Genomic DNA, 21,238 nt, shown 5'->3' with positions numbered 1-21,238 from the left:
CAGCGGTCACCCGGCAGATCGGGCGCAGGACACCACGGTCAGCGAGTCGGTGAGCCAGAACGACCGCTGCGGGGCTCCCCTACATCCTCACTGCGAGTCGGGGTCTCGCCGTACGGGTGTCGCGCTCTCGGTGCGTACGTCTCGCTCGCCGGCTGGAAGACTGCGGTGATGGCGACACGGAGCGCGGGGGTCGTGCTGCACCGGGCCGGGGGTGTCCCCGGGGGTGTCGAGGTGCTGCTCGGGCACATGGGCGGGCCGTTCTGGGCGCGCAAGGACGACGCGGCGTGGTCGATCCCGAAGGGCGAGTACGGGCCCGACGAGGAGCCGCGCGCCGCCGCCGCGCGCGAGTTCGCCGAGGAGCTCGGCGCGCCCCTGCCCGCCGGTCCGCTGGTCGAGCTCGGCGAGGTCCGGCTCTCCGGCGGCAAGCGGATCACGGCATTCGCCCTCGCCGCCGACTTCGACGCCGACGCGATCGTCCCCGGCGTGTTCACGATGGAGTGGCCGCCGCGGTCGGGCACGCAGCGGGAGTTCCCGGAGATCGACCGGGCAGCGTGGTTCGACCTCGACACGGCCCGCCGGAAGATCACGAAGGGGCAGCTCCCGCTGCTGGACCGGTTGCCGGCACTGCTCGCCGGGTAGCAGTCACCTCATGGGATCCCTGCTCTCCGGGCTGCTGCGGGGCGCGGCGGCGGGCGCCGCCGGCACGACCGCCCTCACGACCGCGACCTACGTCGACACGGCGGTGCGCGCGCGGCCGCCGAGCGACGCACCGCAGCGGGTCGTCGCCGCGCTGGCCGGGGCGTCCGGGGTCACCGTCCCCGGCGGCCGCCGTGCCCGGGCCCACCGGCTCACCGCGCTCGGCGCGCTCGCGGGAACGGCGACGGGGGTGGGCCTCGGCGGGCTCGCCGGGATGCTTCGGGCGGCCGGTGTCCGGATGCCGACGGCCGTGGGCGGCCCGCTGCTCGGACTCGCGGCCATGGCCGCGAGCGACGGCCCGCTCGCGGTGCTGCGGATCAGCGACCCCCGACGCTGGAGCGCCGTGGACTGGGCGGCCGACGCGATCCCGCACCTCGTGTACGGGTGCACGACGCACGCCACGCTCGTGGCGGTCTCCAGGGTGGCCGAGGGCCGCGAAGCGGTGCCGCACGCGGACCCGCGAGCGCTGCTGCGCGCTGCCGCGCTCGGCGCCGCGACCGGCTCGCGCAGCACCGCGGGGATCACCGCGGTCGCGCTGACATCCCGCCGCGACGATTCCGGCGCCCTCGCCTCGCGCCTCGGCGGCCGGACCGGCGGCGCGTTCATGGCCGTGGCCGCCGCCGGTGAGCTCGTCCTCGACAAGCTGCCGGTCGTCCCGAGCCGGCTGGCCCCGCAAGGCCTCGCGCCCCGGATCGCGCTCGGCGCCGCCTCCGCAGGCGCCGTCGCCCGCCGCGACGGGCACGACAGCGGGCTTCCCGGCCTCGTCGGTGCGGCAGCCGCCGTGGGGAACGCGCTGCTGTGGGTGCGCCTGCGAGCCGCGAGCCGGCGCCGCCTCGGCACGGACCGGCCGGGCGCGCTCGCCGAGGACGCGTCCGCAGCGCTGCTCGCGTGGCTCGGCGCGCGCCGGCCCGCCGCGGCCGCCGTCCCGGAGACGACCGCCCGACCGCTGCGGCGGTAGGGCCTGGAATGATCCGGGCGGGCGGAGGTTGAGGAGAACATGGCCGGTATCACCCGAGGTTTCGTCGGACGACGGCGCGAGCGCGACCCGCGGCTGCCCCCGGGGCAGTACGACGCCCGTGACGAGTGGCCGGTGCTGCACGTCGAGGCCACGCCGGACATCGGCACCGAGCGCTGGACGTTCACGGTCGAGGGCCTCGTCGAGAACACCGTCACGTGGGACTGGGACGAGATCCACGCCCTGCCGCGCTCCCGCTACGAGGGCGACATCCACTGCGTCACGACGTGGTCGAAGTTCGGGATGCGCTTCGACGGGGTGTCGGTCGACACGCTGCTGGAGGCGGCACGCCCGCAGCCGGGCGCCACGCACGTGATGGCGCTGTCGCACACCGGCTACACCACCAACCTGCCGCTGGCCGACCTCACCGGCGGCAAGGCCTGGGTCGTGTGGGACGTCGACGGGCAGCCGCTCACCCCGATCCACGGCGGCCCCGCCCGCCTGCTCGTGCCGCACCTGTACTTCTGGAAGAGCGCCAAGTGGGTGTCGGGCCTGCGCCTGATGGACCACGACGAGCAGGGCTTCTGGGAGCGCAACGGCTACCACGACCGCGGCGACCCGTGGGCCGAGCAACGCTACCAGGGCGACTGAGCCGTGGTGCGCAACCGATGACCGCCACCCCCGGCGGCACCACGCACCGCCGCACCCTGCGTTGGCAGTCCGCGCGCGTGCTCGCGGTGCACGACGAGACCCCGCACGCCCGCACCTTCCGCCTCGCGCTGCCCGAGCCGCGCCCGCACCTGCCCGGGCAGCACTACGTCGTGCGGCTCACCGCGGAGGACGGCTACACCGCCTCGCGCGACTACTCGATCGCCTCCGCCCCCGACGAGACCGGCGAGATCGAGCTGACCGTCGAGCGGCTCGACGACGGTGAGGTCTCGGAGTTCCTCCACGGGGTCGTCGAACCCGGGGACGAGCTCGAGGTGCGTGGCCCCATCGGCGGGTTCTTCGCCTGGGACGGCGCGGGGCCCGCGCTGCTGGTCGGCGGCGGGTCCGGGGTGGTGCCGCTGATGGCGATGCTGCGTCACGCCCGCCGCACCGGCCGCGCCGACCTGGTGCGGCTCGTCGTCTCCGCCCGCTCCCCCGCCGACCTCTACTACGCCGGCGAGCTGCCCGGCCCCGAGGCCACGGTCGTCTACACCCGCCAAGCTCCCCCCGACGCCGGGCGCGCGGCCGGCCGCCTCGCCCTCGCCGACGTCGCCCCGCTCGTGCGCGGCGGCGAGACGGCCTACGTCTGCGGTTCCACGGGCTTCGCCGACGCGGCCACCACCGTGCTGATCGAGGCGGGCGTGCCGGCGGGGAGCATCCGCGTGGAGCGCTTCGGCCCTTCCGGCTGAGGACAGCCGAGCCCGGAGACGCACGCCGCCGGGCGGCGTCGACAAGCCGAAATCGCTGCGAGCCGCACACCACAATCGCGCCCTTCTCCGACGCCGGCGGCCAAGATCGTTCCGAGAGGCACACCACCGCTGCGGACACCGCACCGGTGTGCGGCTCGCACGGATCGATCGTCCCGAGCCGCACGCGAGGGTCGTCCAGACCGCCGCGATGTGCGGCTCACAACGATCGATCGGTCCGAGCCGCACACCACGTCGTCCGAGCCGCCGTCCCGTACGACTCACAACGATCAGCAGCCGCGGCCCCACCCACGCCCGGCCAGAGCGACCACTCCGAGACGCACACCACTGCGGTCCGAGCCGCAGTGCTGTACGACTGACAGCGACCAGCGCGCGGACGGCCGCAGACCGCCCGCCACCAGTGATCAGCCCGAGGCGCACACCGGCGTCGAGCAGACCACCACCACGCACGACTCACGACGATCAACGCATCCGAGCCGCACACCAGCGCCGCACCCACCACCATGACGCACCGATCAGAACGATCAGCGCGCGGCAGGCGGCCCGCCGGCGATCACCGGCTCGCCCACCCACGATCGCGACCATGATCGGCCCGAGACGCACACCAGCGTCGAGCAGACCACCACCACGCACGACTCACGACGATCGATCCATCTGAGCCGCACACCAGCGCCGCACCCACCGCAATGGCGCACCGGTCAGAACGATCAGCGCACGACAGACGACCCGCCCGCAACCACTTGCGCGCAACCCACGATCGTGACCATGATCGGCTCGAGACGCGAAGCAGCGTCCGGCAGACCGCCGTCACGTACCGTTCGCGGCGATCGATCCGTCCGAGACGCACACCGCGCCGAGCGGACCACCATCACGCACGGCTCACGGCGATCGGCCTGTCCGAAGCGTGCGGGTCGGAACGATCAGTGGGGCGGGTGGGTCGCTGCTGGTCGTGGGGTCGGGGCTCTAGAGTCGCGGCGTGACTGCGGGAGGAGCGGGTGGCTCGGTCGCGAAGGAGCACCGGACCGTCCGGCGGGTGACCTCGATCCTCGAGGCGGTGGCCCGCCAGCGCGACGGTGTGCGGCTCGGGGCGCTCGCCGAGCTGCTCGACGCCCCGAAGTCGTCGGTTTTCGGGCTGGTGAAGGGCCTGGTCGCGGACGGCTACCTGCGCGAGCAGGACGGCGCCTACCGGCTCGGGCCGGCGGTGTCGGCGCTACTGGCCCCGCCGGTCACGGCGCTCGACGCGGTCCGGCCGCGGATGCAGCGGCTGCGCGCCGCGTTCGACGAGACCGTCATGTGGTGCACCCGGGTCGGTGACTCGGTGGTCTACACCGACGTGGCGGAGTCGTCGCAGCTGATCCGCTACTCCGCGCCGCTGCGCACCCGCCGCCCGCTGCACCCCACCAGCTCGGGCAAGTGCTTCCTCGCCCACACCCCGCCGGCCGCGCTGCGCCGCTACCTGTCCGAGCACGTGGCGGCCGGCGACGTCGAGCAGGTCCGCGCCGAGCTGGAGCGGGTGCGCCGCGACGGTGTCGCCTTCAACCGCGGGGAGACCCTGCCCGACGTCAGCGCGGCCGCGGCGCCGGTGCTCGTCCACGGCCAGCCGGTGGGGTGCCTCGCGGTCGCCGGGCCGACGGTGCGTCTCGGAGACCGGCTCGACGAGGTGGCCGCCCTGCTGCCGGGCATCGTCGGCGAGCTGGCCGCCGAGTTGGCCGGGTAACCGCTCCCCCTTGACTCCACGGCGCCGCTCACTACTCTCGGCGTTCGTAAATACGCCGAGCTATTCGTATATGCGAACGAGGACCGCGGATGGACTTCGCCCTGACCGACGACCAGCAGACGCTGCGCACCGCGGTGCGCGCGCTGGCCGCCCGGTTCCCCGACGAGTACTGGGCCGAGCGGGACGCGCGCGGCGAGTTCCCGCACGAGTTCTACGCGGCGTTCGCCGAGGGCGGGTGGCTCGGCATCGCCGTCCCCGAGCAGTACGGCGGCGGCGGGCTGGGGATCCTCGAGGCGGCGCTGCTGCTGGAGGAGGTCGCGGCGTCCGGGGCCGCGATGAACGGGTGCAGCGCGATGCACCTGACGATCTTCGGGCTGAACACCGTGGTGAAGCACGGCAGCGAGGAGCTGCGCCAGGAGGTCCTGCCGGCGGCCGCGGACGGTTCGCTGCACGTCTGCTTCGCCGTCACCGAGCCCGACGCGGGCACCGACACCACCCGGATCTCGACGGTCGCGCGCCGCGACGGGACCGACTACGTCATCCGCGGCCGGAAGGTCTGGATCACCAAGGCGGGCGACTCCCAGAAGATGGTGTTGATCTGCCGCACCACCCCGCGCGAGGAGGTCGCGAAGCCGACCGAGGGCATGTCGCTGTTCCTCGTGGACCTCGCCGAGGGCGTCGCGTCCGGCGCCGTGACGCTGCAGCCGATCCCGAAGATGGGCCGCAACGCCGTGGCCTCCTACGAGGTGCTGATCGAGGACCTGCGGGTGCCGGCGCGGGCCCGCGTCGGCGAGGAGGGCAAGGGGTTCACCTACCTGCTCGACGGGCTCAACCCCGAACGGATCCTGCTGGCGCACGAGGCGCTGGGCATCGGACGCGCGGCGCTGCGGCGCGCCACCCGCTACGCCCGCGAGCGTGTGGTGTTCGGCCGCCCCATCGGCCAGAACCAGGGTGTGGCGTTCCCGCTGGCCGAGGCCGTCACCCGGCTGGACGCGGCGGAGCTCATGGCGCGGCAGGCCGCCTGGCGCTACGACCGGGGCCTGCCCTGCGGGCGCGAGGCGAACATGGCCAAGTGGCTCTGCGCCGAGGCCGGGTTCCAGGCCGCCGACCAGGCCATCCAGACCCACGGCGGCATGGGGTACGCCCGCGAGTACCACGTGGAGCGCTACTTCCGCGAGTCGCGCATCCTGCGCCTGGCCCCGGTGAGCCAGGAGATGGTGCTCAACTACGTGGCCCAGCACGTTCTCGACCTGCCGCGGTCGTACTGATGGGGTCGTACTGATGGGCGCCCTGGACGGCCTGCGGGTCGTCGACCTGTCCCGCGTGCTCGCCGGCCCCTACTGCGCGCAACTGCTCGCCGACCACGGCGCCGACGTGATCAAGGTGGAGTCCCCGGCGGGCGACGACACCCGGGCGTGGGGCCCGCCGTTCGTCGGGCCGGGGATGAGCGCCTACTACACGGGGATGAACCGCAACAAGTCCGCGCTCGCGCTCGACCTGCGCACGCCGCGGGGCCTCGAAGTGCTGGAACGCCTCCTCGCCCCGGCCGACGTCATGATCGAGAACTTCAAGGCCGGCACCCTCGCCCGGTGGGGCCTGCCCGACGAGCTGCTCGCGCAGCGGTTCCCCCGGCTCGTGCGCTGCCGCATCACCGGCTTCGGCACCGACGGCCCGCTCGGCGGCGCGCCCGGCTACGACGCGGTCGCCCAGGCCCACGGCGGGCTGATGAGCATCAACGGCGAACCGGACGGCCCCGCGCTGCGCGTGGGCGTGCCGGTGGCCGACCTCGTCACCGGGCTGCACGCGTTCGGCGGGGTGCTGCTCGCGCTGCGCGAGCGGGAGCAGTCCGGGCGCGGCCAGCTCGTCGACTGCGCCCTGCTCGACACCGCCGTCTCGCTGCTGCACCCGCACTCCACGGCCTGGCTCGCCGACGGCACGCCGCCGCGGCGCACCGGTTCGGCCCACTCCACGCTCGTGCCCTACGAGACGTTCGCCGCGCAGGACGGGCCGCTGTTCGTCGGGGTCGGCAACGACCGGCAGTTCCGCGACCTGGTCGACGTGCTCGGCCTGCCGGAGCTGGCCGACGACCCGCGGTTCCGCACCAACGCCGACCGGGCCGAGGCGGCGGCGACGCTGCGGCCGCTGCTCGCCGCGGCCGTCGCCCGCTTCACCGGCGAGGCCCTCGGCGCGGCGTTGCTGGCCCGCGGTGTCCCCTCCGCGCCGGTGCACGACGTCGCCACCGCGCTGCAGGATCCCCAGGTGCGGCACCGCGAGATGGTGGTCGAGCACGACGGCTACCGCGGCGTCGGCATCCCGATCAAGCTCGAGCGCACCCCCGGCGCGGTGCGCTGCGCCCCGCCCGCGCACGGCGCCGACACCGTGGCCGTGCTCGCCGAGCACGGCTACAGCGCCGCCGAGATCGACGCGCTGGTGCAGGACGGCGTCGCGGTGGCGCCCGACCCGCGGCCCTGACACCCGACGCCCGACGTCCGTTCGAAGGAGAGCGACGATGGCCCGTCCCCGCCCCGCCCGACGCGCCCGAGTGGGCGCGGCGCTCGGCGCGATCCTGCTGGCGCTCACCGCCGGCTGCGCGAGCGGCGGCCCGCCGGGCACGACCACGCTCGTGCTCGCCGACTCCTTCCCCACCACCCACCCGGTCTCGCGCGACGGCGCCCGCTTCTTCATGGAGCGGGTCGGCGAGCTGACCGGCGGGCGCGTGCGGTTCGAGTACTTCCCGTCCGAGCAGCTCGGTGCCGCCGAGGACTTCGTGAGCCTGGCCCGCTCCGGTGTCGTCGACGTCGCGATGGTCTCCCCCGGGTACGTGGCGTCGCAGCTGCCGCTGTCCGGGGTCGCCGACCTGCCCGCGATGAGCCCCACGTCCTGCCGGGGCTCGCTGGCCGCCGAGTCGCTGATGACCGGGGGCGGCGTGCTGCAGGAGGCGGACTTCGCGCCGGACGGCCTGCACCCGCTCCTCGTCGGAGTCATCCCCGGCTACGAGGTGATGACCGGGGGCAGCCGGGTGGTCACCGAGCCGTCGGACGTCGCGGGCATGCAGCTGCGCTCGTCGGGCGGGGCGATCGACCGCGCGGTGGCGCAGCTCGGCGCGGCGCCGGTGGCCATGCCGGTCACCGAGATGTACGAGGCGATCTCCCGCGGCACCGTGGACGGGACGGTGCTGGGCCCGATGAGCGCCCTGCCCTACCGCCTCGACGAGGCCGCCACGCACTCCACGGAGGGCGCGCAGCTGGGCAGCTTCACGATCACCTACTCGATCGGTACGCAGGCGTGGGACGCCCTGCCCGCCGACCTGCAGGCCGCGCTGACGCAGGCCGGCCGGGACACGACGCGGCACCTGTGCCGCGCCATCGACGAGGAGAACGCCGCGTCCCGGGCCGAGCTCGCCGCGGGCGGGTTGGCCTTCCACACCCTCACCCCTGACGAGCAGCGCCGCTGGCACGACGCCGTGGCGCCGGTCCGGGACCGGTGGGTGGCCGACATGGAGCGCCTGGGCCTGCCCGGCCGCGCCGTCCTGGACGCGATGCTCGCCGCCCTGCGCGACCAGCAGGCGGACGCCCGATGACGCCGCGGGACGGGTTCGACAGTGTGCTGCGCCGCGTGGAGGACGCGCTGGCCGCGGTCGCCGCCACCGCGCTGCTCGCGCTGGCCGCGCTCATGGTGCTCGAGGTGCTGCTGCGCTACGTCCTCGCTGCGCCGATGTCGTGGTCGCTCGCGTTCATCAGCGACTACCTCCTGATCGGCTTCTTCTTCCTCGGGCTCCCGTACACCGTCCGCGCGGGCGCCCACGTGCGGATCGACGTGCTGTTCCGGGCGCTGCCGGTCGCGGCGCAGCGCGGGTGCACCGCGGTGGGGACGGTCCTGTCGGCGCTGTTCGTCGCCGCGCTCACCTGGGGTGGCCTCGCCCTGACGGGCGCGGCGTGGGCCGGCGGCGACATCCCGCCGCCCGGCGGGGCCGAGCTGTCCTGGCCCGTCTGGACCTCGACGGTCATGGTGCCGGTGGGCGGGGTCGTACTGCTGGCGCGGCTGCTGCGCACGCTCGTGGTGCGCCCCACCGAAGCACCCGAGGATCCCGACGACGAGCAGTCCGTCGTGGCGGAGGCGATCTGATGCTCGCCGCCCTCGTCATCGTCCTGTTGCTGGTCCTGCTGCTCGTCCGGGTCCCGGTCGGATTCGCGATCGGCATCGCCGGGGTCATCGGCCTGCTGCTGCAGGGCGGACCGCAGCTGGTCCTCGGCGTGCTGGAGACCACCCCGCACACCGCGGTGTCGGCCTACTCGCTCACGCCCATCCCGCTGTTCATCCTGATGGCGCAGTTCGTGCTGCGCAGCGGGGTGGCGGGCGAGCTGTTCGACGCCGCCCGCATCTGGGTGGGCCGCGTCCCGGCCGGGCTCGGCGTCGCGACGACGCTCTCCGGCGCGGTCTTCGCCGCCATCTCCGGTTCCAGCACGGCGGCCGCGGCCACGCTCGCGTCGACCGCGGTGCCGGAGATGACCCGCCGCGGCTACGACCCGCGGCTGGCCGGCGGCCTGGTCGCGGTGGTCGGCACGCTCGCGGCGATGGTGCCGCCCAGCATCATCCTGGTCTTCTACGCCGTGCTGGCCGAGGAGAGCGTCGGGCAGGTGCTCGTGGCGGGATTCCTCCCCGGGGTGCTCGTGACCGTCGCGCTCGTCGTCACGACGCTGCTGCTCGTGCGCCGCCGCCCGGAGCTCGCGCCCCGCGGTGAGCGGCACCCGCTGGCGGTGAAGGTCCGGACCCTGACCGCCGTGGCGCCGGTCGCCGTGCTGTTCGCACTGGTCACCGGCAGCATCTACCTCAGCCTCGCCACCCCGACGGAGGCCGCCGCGCTCGGCGCCGCCGGAGCGCTCGCGATCGGCCTGGTCCGGCGCAGGCTCGGCGCCCCCGAGATCCGCGCCGCGCTGCTGGACACGCTCGGCTCCAGCGTCATGATCCTGCTGATCATCGCCGCCGCGCACGTCTTCGGCTACGTCCTCACGCTGACCCGGGTGACCGAGACCGTGGTGGGCGCCGTGGCCTCGATCCCCGCGCCCGCCGCCGTCGTGTTCCTCGGGATCGCCGTGGTCTACCTGGTGCTCGGCGCGTTCCTCGACCAGATGGCGATCCTCGCTCTCACCGTGCCGATCGTGCTCCCGGTGGTCGAGCAGCTGGGCTACGACCCGGTGTGGTTCGGCGTGATGGTGGTGCTGCTCGCCGAGATCGGTCTGGTCAGCCCCCCGCTCGGGCTGAACGTCTTCATCGTCGCCCGTGCCACCCGCCAACCCACGGAGCAGGTGTTCCGCGGCGTGGTCCCGTTCGTCGTGGCGATGCTCGTGGTCGTGCTGCTATTCACGTTCGTCCCCCAGATCGTGCTGTGGCTGCCCGGGACGATGGCGGGCTGAGGGGGCGCGCGGGCCGTTGTCGCCGGACCGAGGCGATCGTTAGGTTGTCCGGACCAACGGCAGCGATGGAGGCCCGCGCCCGCATGACCGCCCCGACCGTGCACCTCGTCCTCGACGAGCTCGGCCCTATCGCCACCGTCCGCCTCGCCGGCGAGGAGGTGAGGTGATGCCCGAGCGTCCACAGGTGCTGGTGGACCGCGCCAGCCCGGTGCCGCTCTACTTCCAGGTGGCCCACCAGCTCGAGCAGGCGATCGAGTCCGGCGAGCTGCCGCCCGGGTCGAGGCTGGACAACGAGATCGCGCTCGCCGAGGAGCTGGGGCTCTCGCGCCCCACGATGCGCCAGGCCATCCAGTATCTGGTCGACAAGGGCCTCCTGGTCCGCAAGCGCGGCGTCGGCACCCACGTCGCGCGGGCCCGGGTACGCCGCCCGGTGGACCTCACGAGCTTGTTCGACGACCTGACGAGCTCCGGTCAGGATCCGACCACGACCGTCCTCGCGCACCGCGTCGAACCGGCGTCCGGGGTGGTGGCCTCGACGCTCGAGGTGGCCGACGGCACGCCCGTGGTGGCCCTGGAACGCCTGCGCCGGACCCGCGGTGAGCCCCTCGCCCTCCTGCGCAACCACCTGCGCGCCGACCTCGCCCCGCTCGACGCGGACGTGCTGGCGCAGCGCGGGCTCTACGAGGTGCTGCGCGAGGCGGGCGTCGCGCCGGCCTCGGCGAACCAGAGCATCGGCGCCCGGCGGGCCACCGCCGCGGAGGCCGCGCTGCTCGACGAGACCCGCGGCGCACCGCTGCTGACGATGCGACGCACCACGTTCGACGAGCGCGGCGTGGTCGTGGAGTACGGCGATCACCTGTACCGCGCCTCGCGCTACTCGTTCGAGGTGGCGCTCACCGGCCGCTAGATCGTTCAGGCCGATGGACAGACGTGCTGGACTGCTCCAGGATCACCGCCCGTAGGTTCCCGTCGTCAGCGAGGACGCATCGATGACACCCAGCAGAACGAGTCGCTCGCTCCTGGCGCTCGGCACGGTCACCGCGATCGCGCTCGCCGGCTGCGCCGACGGCGGGTCGATGGGCGGCACCGCCCCGGCGGATCCCCAGCGGGGCGCCGGCGCCGAGACGGTCACGCTCACGATCACCGGCAACTCCGCGCAGGGCGGCAAGAACGCGCGCGACGCCGACTGGATCGTGGACCACGTGATCCCGCGGTTCACCGAGCAGATGGCCGCGCAGGGCGTGCAGGCCACGGTGACGTTCGTGCCGTCGGGCGTGGACGACGAGCAGTACAAGACGCGCCAGTCGCTCGACATGCGCTCCGGCGCCGGCGCCGACATCGTGTCCCTGGACGGCATCTGGGTCGGCGAGTTCGCCCAGGCCGGCTACCTGCGCCCGCTCGAGGAGGTGGTCGGACCCGCGGCGGCCGGGTGGGAGGGCTGGGCCCAGGTCCCGGACGCGGTCGAGCAGCTCGCCACGTTCGACGGGCAGCGCTACGGCATCCCGGACGGCTCCGACGGGCGCGTGATCTTCTACAACAAGGAGCTCTTCGCCCGGGCCGGACTGCCCACCGAGTGGCAGCCGGCGAGCTGGCAGGAGATCCTCGACGCCGGGCGCGCGCTCGCGCAGCTGCCGGACGTGGACGCGATCCAGCTCAACGCGGGCACCGCGATGGGCGAGGCCACCACCATGCAAGGTGTGCTCCCGCTGCTGGCCGGCGCCGGCGCGGCGCTGCACGGCGAGGGCGGCTGGCAGGGCGACACCGCCGCGGTGCGCGACGTGCTGGGCTTCTACGGGGCCGTCTACGGCGGCGGGTTGGGCGACCCGCTGCTGCAGCAGGAGGCGCAGGGCCGCGACAAGAGCTTCCAGGAGTTCGCCGCCGGGCGGGTCGGCATGCTGTTCGAGAGCGACTACTTCTGGCGCTCGGTCGTCCACCCCGAGGTCGGCATCGCTCCCATGGCCGACCGCGACGAGGTCGTGGGCTACGCCAAGATCCCCGCCCAGGGACCGGGCACCGGGGTGAACGGACAGGACTTCGTCTCGATGTCCGGCGGCAGCATGAACGCGATCAACCCGAACACGCAGTACCCGCAGCAGGCCTGGGAGCTGCTCGCCTTCATGAACTCGGCAGACGCGGTGCGCGCTCGCCTCGGCGACTCCGCCCGCATCACCCAGCGGGCGGACGTCAACGCCGAGGCGCTCGCGACCGACCCGATGTTGAGCTTCGTGGCCGAGCAGGTGCTCCCGCTGACCGGCTACCGGCCGGGCCTGGCCGTGTACCCGCAGGTCTCGAAGGCGCTGCAGGAGGCCACGGCCGCCGTCGTCGCCGGCACGCCACCGGAGCAGGCCGCGCAGGACTACCGGACCGCGCTGGAGGGTGTGCTGGGTGGCGCTGACGACATCACCACCGGCTGAGGCGCGCCGCGGCCCCGCTGCCACGGATGCGGCCGGCCTGGGCAGGACCCGGGCCACGGCGTTCGTCGTGCCGGCGCTGGCGCTCGTGGCGGTCTTCCTGGTCTACCCGGCGCTCTGGACGCTCTACCTCGGGCTCACGAACTACCGGCTCACCGGGCTGGCCGCGGCCCGCCCGGAGGTCGTCGGGCTGGACAACTACACCCGCGCGCTGTCGGACCCGGACTTCCTGAACTCGCTGTGGCTGACGCTGCTCTACGTGCTCGGCTCGGCGGTGATCGGGCAGTGCGTGTTCGGTTTCGCGCTGGCCTGGATGCTGCGCACCTCCCCGCGGGTGGTCCGCACCGTCGTCGAGTCGCTGGTGATGCTGGCCTGGATCCTGCCCAGCTCGGTGGTGGCGTTCCTGTGGATCGCGCTGCTGGACCGCGACACGGGCTCGCTCAACACGCTGCTCGGCACGCCGGGCGTCGGGTGGCTGCTGCAGTACCCGATGTTGTCGATCATCGTGTTCAACACGTGGCGGGGCACCGCGTTCTCGATGCTGCTCTTCGGCGCGGCGCTGAACGCCGTGCCGCCCTCGCAGCTGGAGACCGCGCGGATGGTCGGTGCGTCCGGCATGCAGCAACTGCGCGACGTCGTGTTCCCGCACATCCGCGGGCACGTGCTCACCAACCTGCTGCTGATCAGCCTCTGGACGTTCAACGACTTCGCCCCGTACCTGATCACCGCGGGCGGGCCGGACGGGCGCTCGGAGATCCTGCCGGTGTTCGTCTACCAGGTGGCGATCTTCGACGGGCAGCTCGGCTTCGGCAGCGCCATCTCGCTGCTGATGCTGCTGATCAACCTGGTGATCGCCGTGGTCTACCTCCGGTTGCTGCGGGAGCGCCGGCCGTGACGGGGCGGGAGTGGGCCGGAAGGGTCGCCTTCTACGTGGTGATCGCCCTGATCACCGCGTTCATGGCGATCCCGGTGCTGTGGCTGCTGTCGGCGCCGTTCGACACCGCCCCGACGCTGACGACATCGCTGCCGGACTGGACGTGGCAGAACTTCACCGGCCTGCTCGAGAACCCCTACGCGCTCACATCGCTGGGCAACTCGATCCTCCTGTCGGTGGGCAGCGCGGTGCTGGTGACCGTGCTCGGGGCGCTGGCCGCGTACGCGCTGTCGCGGGTGTCGATCCCGGGCCGCGACGCGCTGCTCTACGTCCTGCTGCTGCTGTCCTCGATCGTCACGGGCACCGCGGCGATGGTGCCGATCTTCCTGCTGATGTTCGAGCTGAACCTGATCGACTCGCAGCTCGGCGTGGTGCTGGTGCTCTCCGGCGGACTGCTGCCCGCCGCCATCTTCATCCTCAAGGACTTCATGGACGCCACCCCGCGCTCCTACGAGGAGTCGGCGCGGGTGTTCGGGGCCGGGCCGCTGCAGATCCTGCGCGATGTCGTGCTGCCCACGGTGCGCCCGGGGATCGCGACCATCGCGGTGTGGGCGATCGTGAACGTCTGGGGCAACTTCCTCACCCCGTTCATCCTGCTGCGCAGCCCGGAGAAGGCGCCCGCCGCCGTCGTGCTCTACACCTTCTACACCGAGGGTGGGCAGGCGAACCTGGGCCTGATCTCGGCGTTCTCACTGCTCTACTCGATCCCGGTCGTCGCCATGTACGTGTTCGTCAACCGGCGCTACGGGTTCCGCTTCCACGGAGGGATCAAGCGCTGATGGCCGACATCCAGCTGGAGTCGCTGGTCAAGACCTACCCCGGCGGCGTGCAGGCCGTCGACGGGCTCGACCTGACCATCCGCGACGGCGAGTTCTTCGCCCTGCTCGGCCCGTCCGGCTGCGGCAAGACCACGCTGCTGCGCACCATCGCCGGGCTGGAGACGGCGACGTCGGGGACCATCCGGATCGGTGGGCGCGACGTCACCGGCCTCACGCCGGGCGCGCGCGACGTCGCGATGGTGTTCCAGGACTACGCGCTGTTCCCGCACATGAGCGTGCAGGACAACATCGCCTACCCGTTGCGGATCAAGAAGGTGGGGAAGGGTGAACGCCGGCACCGGGCCGCGCAGACCGCCGAGGGGCTCAGCCTCGGGCACCTGCTCGAACGCCGCCCCGGGCAGCTGTCCGGCGGCCAGCAGCAGCGGGCGGCACTCGCCCGCGCGGTCGTGGCCCACCCGCAGGCCTTCCTGTTCGACGAGCCGCTGTCCAACCTCGACGCGCGGCTGCGCCTGGAGGCGCGCACGTTCCTCAAGCGCCTGCAGCGCGACCTGGGCGTCACCACCGTGTTCGTCACCCACGACCAGGCCGAGGCACTCGCGATGAGCGACCGGATGGCCGTGATGGAGGCCGGGCGCATCCGCCAGATCGGCACACCCAAGGAGGTGTTCCAGCGCCCCACCAGCACGTTCGTCGCCGGGTTCATCGGCTCCACCCCGATGAACCTGATCCCCGCCGTCGTCGAGGGCGACGCGGTGCGGGTGGCCGGCACGTCCGCACCGGTGCCCGGGTCCGCCCGCGCCCACGTGCGCGACGGGGAGCAGGTGGTCTACGCCGCGCGCCCGGAGTACATGACCTTCTCCCCCACCGAGGTGGCCACCGGCCTGGGCGGCACCGTGGTGATCGTGGAGAACATGGGCGTCGGGTCGCTGGTGTCGCTCGACGTGGGCGAGCACACCGTGCAGGTCACGGTGCCCGAGGGCGAGGAACCCGAGCCGGGCAGCCGCGGCTGGGCGGTGGCCGCGCCGCAGCGCGTCCTGCTCTACCGCGCCGACGACGGCGAGCTCGTGGGCAGCGACCGTGCGGCACCCACCGACCCCGCGCTCGCCCGCACGGGGTCCTGAGCCGTGGCACCGCTCGCCGTCCACCGCGGCCGCTGGACCCTCGAGGACCGCGCCGAGGAGTTCTACCGGCTGCTGCCGGTCGAGGTGCCTCCCGGCACCGCGGCGATCTCCGTGGAGCTGGACCACGACCGCAGCTCTGCCGTCCTCGACCTGGGCTGCTTCGGCCCGTCCGGCTTCCGCGGCTGGTCCGGTGGGGCGCGCGAGCGGTTCACGATCGGGGCGGGGTTGGCCACTCCCGGCTACCTGCCCGGCCCGGTGGAGCCCGGCGTCTGGCACGTGTGCCTGGGGCTGCACCGCGTCCCGCGCGACGGGGCGCCGTTCGAGGTGCGGGTGGAGGCCGTCCCGGCGCCGGATCCCCCGTCGCTCGCCCCTCCACCGGTGCCGCAGCGCCGCCCGCGGCGTGCCCTGCCCGCCGAACCCGGGATGGTCTGGCTCGCGGGCGACCTGCACAGCCACACCGTGCACTCCGACGGCGCGCTGACCGTCGACGAGCTCGCCGCGCTCGCCGCCACGGGCGGGCTCGACTTCCTCGCGGTCACCGACCACAACACCGTCAGTCACCACCGCGAGCTGCCCGACGCGGGACTGCGCGCCGGGGTGCTGCTGCTGCCCGGCCAGGAGGTCACCCGCGACACCGGCCACGCCAACGCGTTCGGCGACATCGGCTGGATCGACTTCCGCCGCCCCGCCGACGACTGGCTCACCGAGACCGAACGCCGCGGCGGGCTGCTCTCGATCAACCACCCGCTCGCGGCCGACTGCGCGTGGCGGCTGCCGATGCGCCGCCGCCCCCGGTTCGCCGAGCTGTGGCACTGGACGTGGCTGGACCGCCGCTGGGGCGGCCCGCTCGCCTGGTGGCTCGCCTGGGACGCGAGCGTGCTCCCGCTCGGCGGCAGCGACTACCACACCCCCGTGCACGGGCGGCCGCTCGGCGCTCCGACCACCTGGGTGCAGGCGGACGGCGGCACGGACACCCCCGCCGGGGTCCTCGCCGCGCTCCCGGCGGGCCGGATCGCGATCAGTGCCGGGCGGGACGCCCCGGTGCTGCTGCGGGTCGGGGACGAGCTGCTCGCCGTCGACGGTGACGGCACCTACCTCGTCGACCCCGACGGCGGGCGCCGCGTGGTCCTCGGCGACCGTCGGGCCTTCCCGGGCCGGCCCGGCCCGCACCGGCTCGAGGCGGCCGACAACACGGTCGTCGCCCTCGCCACCTGAGCGCCACCGCCGACGACGACACCCCTCGCGACCAGCCCCGACCGGCGGACAGGTCCCCGTTCCGGACGACTGCCGCGGACACGCTCCGCAGTCACATCGCTCGATCGCGCGTCTGGAGGGACACCTTCGAGTGCGATGTGTGCCAGCGCCGCGACGGACCGGGCCCGACGCGCCAAGCTGGGCGCATGCGACGCAAGCCTTTGGTGGCAACAGTGCTGGTCAGCGCGGTGGTGGGCACGGTGCTGGCGGTGCTCGCGCCGGCGGCGGCAGCCGGCTCCGAATCGGATTCGAACAGCTCTCCCGGCAACCGCGGCTGGTCCAGCAGCCACGGCAGCGGGGACTCCGGCGGGGACTCCGGCGACGACTGACGACCGCCCTCGACCCGGGGCCGCAGGCCCCGTGCAGACCGCCGCCGCCTCCCTCCCCCTCGGTGCGGCGGCGGTCCGCGCTCCGGACCGGCTCAGTCCCGGCGCTCGGCCATCCGGCGGTACACCTGCGCGGCGGCGCGGGAGAACCCGTCCGGCACGTCGACGGCCGCCAGCGCCGCCGCGGCCTCGTCCATCTCCCCCGCCCAGCGCCACGCCTTCGCGCCGGCGCGTGCCTGCAGCGCGTCGAGGTGGGCGCCCAGGTCCACCCCGTCACCGGCCAGCTGCTCGCGCAGCGCGTCCTGCACGCCGTAGGCGTCGGCGGCCGACGCGAGCACCGCCCAGACGGTCGGCAAGGCCTTGGTCTGCAGGGCGTAACACGCCTTCAGGGCGCTGGCCGCGCCGAGGTCGGACCCGAGCACCCGCGCCGTGAACGGGGTGCCGGCGAAGAGATCGGCGACGGCCGGCGCGGCCACACCCGAGAGCCACAGCACCGTGCGACCGAGCTCCCAGGCGGGCGGGCCGATGACGGCCGCGTCCACCACCTGGCCGACGCCCAGCCGCGTGCCGATCTCCCGCACCGTCGCCGGGGCCACCGCATTGGCATCGACGTAGAGCGGCGGGTCCGGGCGACCGGCCGCCGCGGCCGCCACCTCCTGCGCGACGGCCGCGGCCGCGTCCGGCGGGCAGATCGAGACGATCACGTGCGCGCGGCGCGCCAGCTCGCCGACGTCGGGCACGGCGATGAGGTCGGCGAGCTCGGCGCGCTTGGCGGTGGCGTGGCTGCGGCCGGCATCGGCCCAGATCACCGCCCCCGCTCTGGCCTTGAGCGCCGAGCCGAGGGCTGCGCCCATCGCGCCCGGGTGCAGGATCCCGACCACCGGCCGAGGCGGGAAGGGTGTGTCCACCCGTGCATCATCGTCGGTGGCTCAGCCGCCCACGATCAGCCCCTCCACCACGGCCCGCACCTGCAGCAACACCGGCGCCACCCCCGGCACCACGAACGCCGCCAGCAGGAACACCGCGAGGGTGAGCGCGGGGGCCACCACCCACGCCTCGACCTTGCCGCCGGTGCGGAACCGGAGCGGTCGCGGGCTGCCCACCGGGTACCAGTGCCGCTGCCGGATCGGTAGCGGCCACAGCAGCGGGGCGCCGGTCTCGGTGACGGCATCGCCGACCGAGTGCACCACCATCCCCAGCGCGACCGCCGCGCCGAGCCAGCCCGCGGTGCCCGCCGTGCCACCCGGCACGAACTGCTCCACCGCGTACGTCAGCCCGGCCGCGATCACCAGCGACGGCGGGCCGGGCACCAGCGCGTCGAGACCCTTGATCGCCAGAGCGAGGCACACGAACAGCGTGCCGATCAGCACCGGGGCGCCGAAGCGGGCGGATGCCAGGTTCACCGCCAGCCCGAGGAGGACGGCACCGACGACGGTGTGGGTGAGGCCCCGGTGGGAGCCGCGGCCGGTGTCGCGGCGCCCCCGCGTGAGGTTGTAGACCAGCCGCGACAGCGGCCGCACCACGCGGCTCGCCAGCCAGGACGCCACCGAGAACCGTCGGGTGGCCGTCGAGGACGGGTGGTCGAGGTCGGGTAGCAGTGCCGCGCCCGCGCAGACCGCGGTGAACGTCAGGACGGTGCCGGCGTCGGGATGCGCACCCAGGAGCTCCGGCACGAAGCCCACCACCGCGAGCCCGAGGGCCGCTCCCGACAACGCGTGACTGACCCCGAGCACTCCGCGACGTTAACCCGATCGGGCCACGACGGCGGGCCGGGCGCGCCGGGCTCCTCCAGCAACTAAACGTGGCGTGCGCCTCAAAACGGGGCCGATCGGGATTCTGCCCCGCCCAGCAGTGGGTTGGACGGGGGCGTGCGGCCGTCACGACGGCCCCCGAAGGCTCCCCCGAAAGGCTCCTCTTGCGGCCACACATGCCGCCGATGTTTCGCGCACTCCGCCACCGCAACTACCGCTTGTGGGCTGCATCGGACCTCGTCTCCTCCACCGGTACCTGGATGCAGGTGCTCGGGCTCAACTGGCTCGTCCTCGAGTCGACGGGCTCGGCCACCGCGGTCGGTCTCACGATCCTGTTCCAGGCCGTCCCCATGCTGGTGCTCGGCTCGTGGTCGGGTGCGCTGGCCGACCGGCTGCCACTGCGTCCGCTGGTCCTCGTCACCCAGACCCTGCACCTGCTGCTGGCGGGGACGCTCGCCCTGATCTCCCTGACCGGCGCGTCCACCACAGTGATCTACGGCATCGCCGTGCTCACGGGCTTCGTCGCGGCGTTCGACGGGCCACCGATGACCAGGCTCGCGGCCCAGGTCGTCGGGCGGGCGGGTCTGGGCAACGCGCTCGCGCTGGGCAGCGTCTTCAACTCGACGGGCCGGATCCTGGGCATGAGCCTCGGCGGGGTGCTCGCCGGGTTCGGCGGCGCGTCACTCCTGTTCGGTGTCAACGCGCTCAGCTTCGGCGCCGTGATCATCGCGGTGCTCGCCCTGCGGCCGGGCGAGCTGCACGTGATGGAGGTCAGCCGACCCGAGCGCAGCGGGGTGCCGGCCGGGTTCCGCTACCTGCGGGGTGAGCCGCGGCTGCTGGTCCTGTTCGCACTGGGCTTCGTGCTCTCGAGCCTCGGCCGCAACTACCAGGTGTCGATGGCCGCGATGAGCAACGGTCCGCTGCAGGCCGGCGCAGCCGGGTTCGGCCTGCTGTCCACCGTGTTCGCCGTGGGCACGGTCGGCGGCGGGCTGCTCGCCGCCAACTGGCGCGAGCTCGGGGTCCGCGTGCTGCTCGGCGCCGCCCTCGTCACGAGCGCGCTGCAGGTCCTCAGCGGGTTCTCCACGGGCCTTCTGCAGTTCGCCGCGGTGATCCTGCCCATCGCGGCGGGTGCGGTGGTCATCGACACCGTGCTGGGCACCCGCGTGCAGCTCGACAGCGATGACGACATGCGCGGGCGGGTGGTGGCGGCGCAGGGCACCGTGTCGGCCGGCGCAGGCGCGCTCGGCGGCCCGCTGGTGGGCTGGCTGTCGGAGACCCTGGGGCCCACGACCGCCCTCGAGGTGTCCGGGTCGGTCGCACTGGTGGCCGCTGTCGCAGCGACGGCCGCGCTCGTCAGGATCCGTGCCGCGCGACGGCCGGCCCGGCTCGATCCGATCCGGCCGCCGGACACCGACGAGCCGGCACCGGCACTCGTCTGAGGGCCGCGCCGTCACCTTCCGAGGGTCACCTTCCGAGGGTCACCTTCCGAGGCGGTCCAGGAGCTGCTGGGCGGCCAGCGTGGGGGTGAGCTCGCCCTCGCGGACCGCCCGCTCGACGTCGGGGAGGGCGTCGCGGACACCGGGGTCGGACTGCAGGCGGTCGAGCAGCCGGTCGCGGACCACCGCCCACATCCACTGCACCTGCTGCGCTGCGCGGCGCGGTTCGAGCTCGCCGGCCTCCTCCAGCGCGGCGCGGTGCTCCTGCACCGACGTCCACACCTCGTCCATCCCGCTGCCCGTCTGCGCGCTGCAGGTCAGCACCGGGGGCGTCCAGGCCTCGCTGACCGGGGTCAGCAGCCGCAGGGCGCCGCGCAGCTCCCGGGCCGCGGCACGGGCGTCGGCCTCGTGCGGGCCGTCGGCCTTGTTGACGGCGACGACGTCGGCCAGCTCGAGGATGCCCTTCTTGATCCCCTGCAGGGAGTCGCCGCTGCGGGCCATCGTGAGCAGCAGGAACGTGTCGACCATCGCCGCAACGGCCACCTCGGACTGCCCGACGCCGACGGTCTCCACCAGCACCACGTCGTGCCCTGCGGCCTCCATCAGCACGATCGTCTCGCGGGTGGCGCGCGCGACGCCCCCGAGCGTGCCGGCGCTCGGGGAGGGCCGCACGAACGCGTTCTCGTCGTTCGCCAGGGCCGCCATCCGGGTCTTGTCGCCGAGGATCGAGCCCTTCGTCCGCGTGGAGGACGGGTCGACGGCGAGCACGGCCACGCGGTGGCCCGCCCCGGTGAGCCGCGTGCCGAGCGCCTCGATGAACGTCGACTTCCCGACACCGGGCACCCCGCTGATCCCGACGCGGCGGGCCCCGCCGGCCCGCGGCAGCAGCTCCATCAGCACCTGCTGCGCGGCCTCCCGGTGATCGGGCCGGTGCGACTCGACGAGCGTGATGGCCCGCGCCAGCACCGTCCGCGATCCGTCGAGCACGCCCTTGGCCAGGGCGGCGACGTCCACCTCACGCGCCACGGC

At 74.1% G+C, this 21,238-nt stretch carries 21 protein-coding genes; 18 read left to right on the top strand and 3 right to left on the bottom strand.

Annotated features, from left to right (window positions below):
- The first annotated feature begins 165 nt into the window (after window positions 1–165).
- From CFP66_RS43795 to CFP66_RS47680, 17 genes are all read left to right on the top strand, one after another.
- Complete coding sequence (locus tag CFP66_RS43795; RefSeq protein WP_369805282.1) at window positions 166–639, top strand: NUDIX domain-containing protein; 474 nt, start codon at window positions 166–168, stop codon at window positions 637–639.
- Window positions 640–649: 10 nt separating this feature from the next.
- Complete coding sequence (locus tag CFP66_RS48840; protein ID WP_198962091.1) at window positions 650–1,654, top strand: hypothetical protein; 1,005 nt, start codon at window positions 650–652, stop codon at window positions 1,652–1,654.
- Between the two features lie 39 nt (window positions 1,655–1,693).
- Window positions 1,694–2,302, top strand: coding sequence for a sulfite oxidase-like oxidoreductase (locus CFP66_RS43785; protein WP_094931287.1), 609 nt, complete (start codon window positions 1,694–1,696; stop codon window positions 2,300–2,302).
- 17 nt (window positions 2,303–2,319) lie between these two features.
- Window positions 2,320–3,048, top strand: coding sequence for a ferredoxin reductase (locus CFP66_RS43780; RefSeq protein ID WP_094931286.1), 729 nt, complete (start codon window positions 2,320–2,322; stop codon window positions 3,046–3,048).
- Between the two features lie 994 nt (window positions 3,049–4,042).
- Complete coding sequence (locus CFP66_RS43775) at window positions 4,043–4,783, top strand: IclR family transcriptional regulator (RefSeq protein WP_094931285.1); 741 nt, start codon at window positions 4,043–4,045, stop codon at window positions 4,781–4,783.
- A gap of 89 nt (window positions 4,784–4,872) precedes the next feature.
- Window positions 4,873–6,051 carry an acyl-CoA dehydrogenase family protein gene (locus tag CFP66_RS43770; RefSeq protein WP_094931284.1) on the top strand — a complete coding sequence of 393 codons (1,179 nt, stop codon included), beginning with the start codon at window positions 4,873–4,875 and terminating at the stop codon, window positions 6,049–6,051.
- A 13-nt stretch (window positions 6,052–6,064) separates the two neighbouring features.
- Window positions 6,065–7,255 (top strand): CaiB/BaiF CoA-transferase family protein, encoded by a 1,191-nt coding sequence (locus tag CFP66_RS43765; RefSeq protein WP_094931283.1) that lies wholly within the window; start codon window positions 6,065–6,067, stop codon window positions 7,253–7,255.
- 37 nt (window positions 7,256–7,292) lie between these two features.
- The gene (dctP, locus tag CFP66_RS43760) at window positions 7,293–8,363 is read left to right on the top strand and encodes a TRAP transporter substrate-binding protein DctP (protein ID WP_094931282.1); all 1,071 of its coding nucleotides are present in this window, start codon (window positions 7,293–7,295) and stop codon (window positions 8,361–8,363) included.
- A complete protein-coding gene (locus CFP66_RS43755; protein WP_094931281.1) occupies window positions 8,360–8,908 on the top strand; it encodes a TRAP transporter small permease in 549 nt (182 codons plus the stop codon). The genes dctP and CFP66_RS43755 overlap by 4 nt, the downstream gene beginning before the upstream one ends.
- A complete protein-coding gene (locus CFP66_RS43750; RefSeq protein WP_094931280.1) occupies window positions 8,908–10,197 on the top strand; it encodes a TRAP transporter large permease in 1,290 nt (429 codons plus the stop codon). Before CFP66_RS43755 ends, CFP66_RS43750 begins: the two co-directional genes overlap by 1 nt.
- 166 nt (window positions 10,198–10,363) lie before the next feature.
- Window positions 10,364–11,104: a GntR family transcriptional regulator gene (locus CFP66_RS43745; protein ID WP_094931301.1), complete on the top strand. Its 741-nt coding sequence runs from the start codon at window positions 10,364–10,366 to the stop codon at window positions 11,102–11,104.
- An 82-nt stretch (window positions 11,105–11,186) separates the two neighbouring features.
- Window positions 11,187–12,611, top strand: a complete 1,425-nt coding sequence (locus CFP66_RS43740) for an extracellular solute-binding protein (RefSeq protein WP_094931279.1) — start codon at window positions 11,187–11,189, stop codon at window positions 12,609–12,611.
- Entirely contained in the window at window positions 12,583–13,503 is a 921-nt protein-coding gene (locus CFP66_RS43735; RefSeq protein ID WP_198962090.1) for a carbohydrate ABC transporter permease, read from the top strand. The genes CFP66_RS43740 and CFP66_RS43735 overlap by 29 nt, the downstream gene beginning before the upstream one ends.
- Window positions 13,500–14,321, top strand: a complete 822-nt coding sequence (locus CFP66_RS43730; protein ID WP_198962089.1) for a carbohydrate ABC transporter permease — start codon at window positions 13,500–13,502, stop codon at window positions 14,319–14,321. The genes CFP66_RS43735 and CFP66_RS43730 overlap by 4 nt, the downstream gene beginning before the upstream one ends.
- Entirely contained in the window at window positions 14,321–15,442 is a 1,122-nt protein-coding gene (locus tag CFP66_RS43725; protein ID WP_094931277.1) for an ABC transporter ATP-binding protein, read from the top strand. Before CFP66_RS43730 ends, CFP66_RS43725 begins: the two co-directional genes overlap by 1 nt.
- 3 nt (window positions 15,443–15,445) lie before the next feature.
- A complete protein-coding gene (locus tag CFP66_RS43720; protein WP_094931276.1) occupies window positions 15,446–16,657 on the top strand; it encodes a CehA/McbA family metallohydrolase in 1,212 nt (403 codons plus the stop codon).
- Window positions 16,658–16,842: 185 nt separating this feature from the next.
- On the top strand, window positions 16,843–17,025 hold the full coding sequence (locus CFP66_RS47680) for a hypothetical protein (RefSeq protein ID WP_143517603.1): 183 nt from the start codon (window positions 16,843–16,845) through the stop codon (window positions 17,023–17,025).
- Between the two features lie 92 nt (window positions 17,026–17,117).
- Here the strand turns inward: CFP66_RS47680 and CFP66_RS43715 are convergent, their stop codons facing one another.
- Together CFP66_RS43715 and CFP66_RS43710 are read right to left on the bottom strand one after the other, a co-directional pair.
- Complete coding sequence (locus CFP66_RS43715; protein WP_233160226.1) at window positions 17,118–17,930, bottom strand: DUF1932 domain-containing protein; 813 nt, start codon at window positions 17,928–17,930, stop codon at window positions 17,118–17,120.
- A gap of 21 nt (window positions 17,931–17,951) precedes the next feature.
- Window positions 17,952–18,755 carry a metal-dependent hydrolase gene (locus CFP66_RS43710; protein ID WP_094931275.1) on the bottom strand — a complete coding sequence of 268 codons (804 nt, stop codon included), beginning with the start codon at window positions 18,753–18,755 and terminating at the stop codon, window positions 17,952–17,954.
- A 203-nt stretch (window positions 18,756–18,958) separates the two neighbouring features.
- Here CFP66_RS43710 and CFP66_RS43705 point away from each other — a divergent pair, with 203 nt between their 5' ends.
- On the top strand, window positions 18,959–20,212 hold the full coding sequence (locus CFP66_RS43705; protein ID WP_094931298.1) for an MFS transporter: 1,254 nt from the start codon (window positions 18,959–18,961) through the stop codon (window positions 20,210–20,212).
- Between the two features lie 39 nt (window positions 20,213–20,251).
- Here the strand turns inward: CFP66_RS43705 and meaB are convergent, their stop codons facing one another.
- Window positions 20,252–21,235 carry a methylmalonyl Co-A mutase-associated GTPase MeaB gene (gene meaB, locus CFP66_RS43700; protein WP_094931274.1) on the bottom strand — a complete coding sequence of 328 codons (984 nt, stop codon included), beginning with the start codon at window positions 21,233–21,235 and terminating at the stop codon, window positions 20,252–20,254.
- Window positions 21,236–21,238: the final 3 nt, after the last annotated feature.

The sequence above is a fragment of the Pseudonocardia sp. MH-G8 genome (assembly GCF_002262885.1).
Classification (GTDB): Bacteria; Actinomycetota; Actinomycetes; order Mycobacteriales; family Pseudonocardiaceae; genus Pseudonocardia.
The sequence above is the reverse complement of the archived record's forward strand: the minus strand, read 5'-3'. Positions and strand labels throughout refer to the sequence as shown.

Bases quoted from the DNA above. Each gene is read 5' to 3' on its own strand.
- CFP66_RS43780 (WP_094931286.1), top strand. From the start codon at position 2,320: ATGACCGCCACCCCCGGCGGCACCACGCACCGCCGCACCCTGCGTTGG.
- CFP66_RS43750 (WP_094931280.1), top strand. From the start codon at position 8,908: ATGCTCGCCGCCCTCGTCATCGTCCTGTTGCTGGTCCTGCTGCTCGTC.
- CFP66_RS43755 (WP_094931281.1), top strand. From the start codon at position 8,360: ATGACGCCGCGGGACGGGTTCGACAGTGTGCTGCGCCGCGTGGAGGAC.
- CFP66_RS43770 (WP_094931284.1), top strand. From the start codon at position 4,873: ATGGACTTCGCCCTGACCGACGACCAGCAGACGCTGCGCACCGCGGTG.
- CFP66_RS43745 (WP_094931301.1), top strand. From the start codon at position 10,364: ATGCCCGAGCGTCCACAGGTGCTGGTGGACCGCGCCAGCCCGGTGCCG.
- dctP (WP_094931282.1), top strand. From the start codon at position 7,293: ATGGCCCGTCCCCGCCCCGCCCGACGCGCCCGAGTGGGCGCGGCGCTC.
- CFP66_RS43785 (WP_094931287.1), top strand. From the start codon at position 1,694: ATGGCCGGTATCACCCGAGGTTTCGTCGGACGACGGCGCGAGCGCGAC.
- CFP66_RS43765 (WP_094931283.1), top strand. From the start codon at position 6,065: ATGGGCGCCCTGGACGGCCTGCGGGTCGTCGACCTGTCCCGCGTGCTC.
- CFP66_RS43725 (WP_094931277.1), top strand. From the start codon at position 14,321: ATGGCCGACATCCAGCTGGAGTCGCTGGTCAAGACCTACCCCGGCGGC.
- CFP66_RS47680 (WP_143517603.1), top strand. From the start codon at position 16,843: ATGCGACGCAAGCCTTTGGTGGCAACAGTGCTGGTCAGCGCGGTGGTG.
- CFP66_RS43705 (WP_094931298.1), top strand. From the start codon at position 18,959: ATGTTTCGCGCACTCCGCCACCGCAACTACCGCTTGTGGGCTGCATCG.
- CFP66_RS43740 (WP_094931279.1), top strand. From the start codon at position 11,187: ATGACACCCAGCAGAACGAGTCGCTCGCTCCTGGCGCTCGGCACGGTC.
- CFP66_RS48840 (WP_198962091.1), top strand. From the start codon at position 650: ATGGGATCCCTGCTCTCCGGGCTGCTGCGGGGCGCGGCGGCGGGCGCC.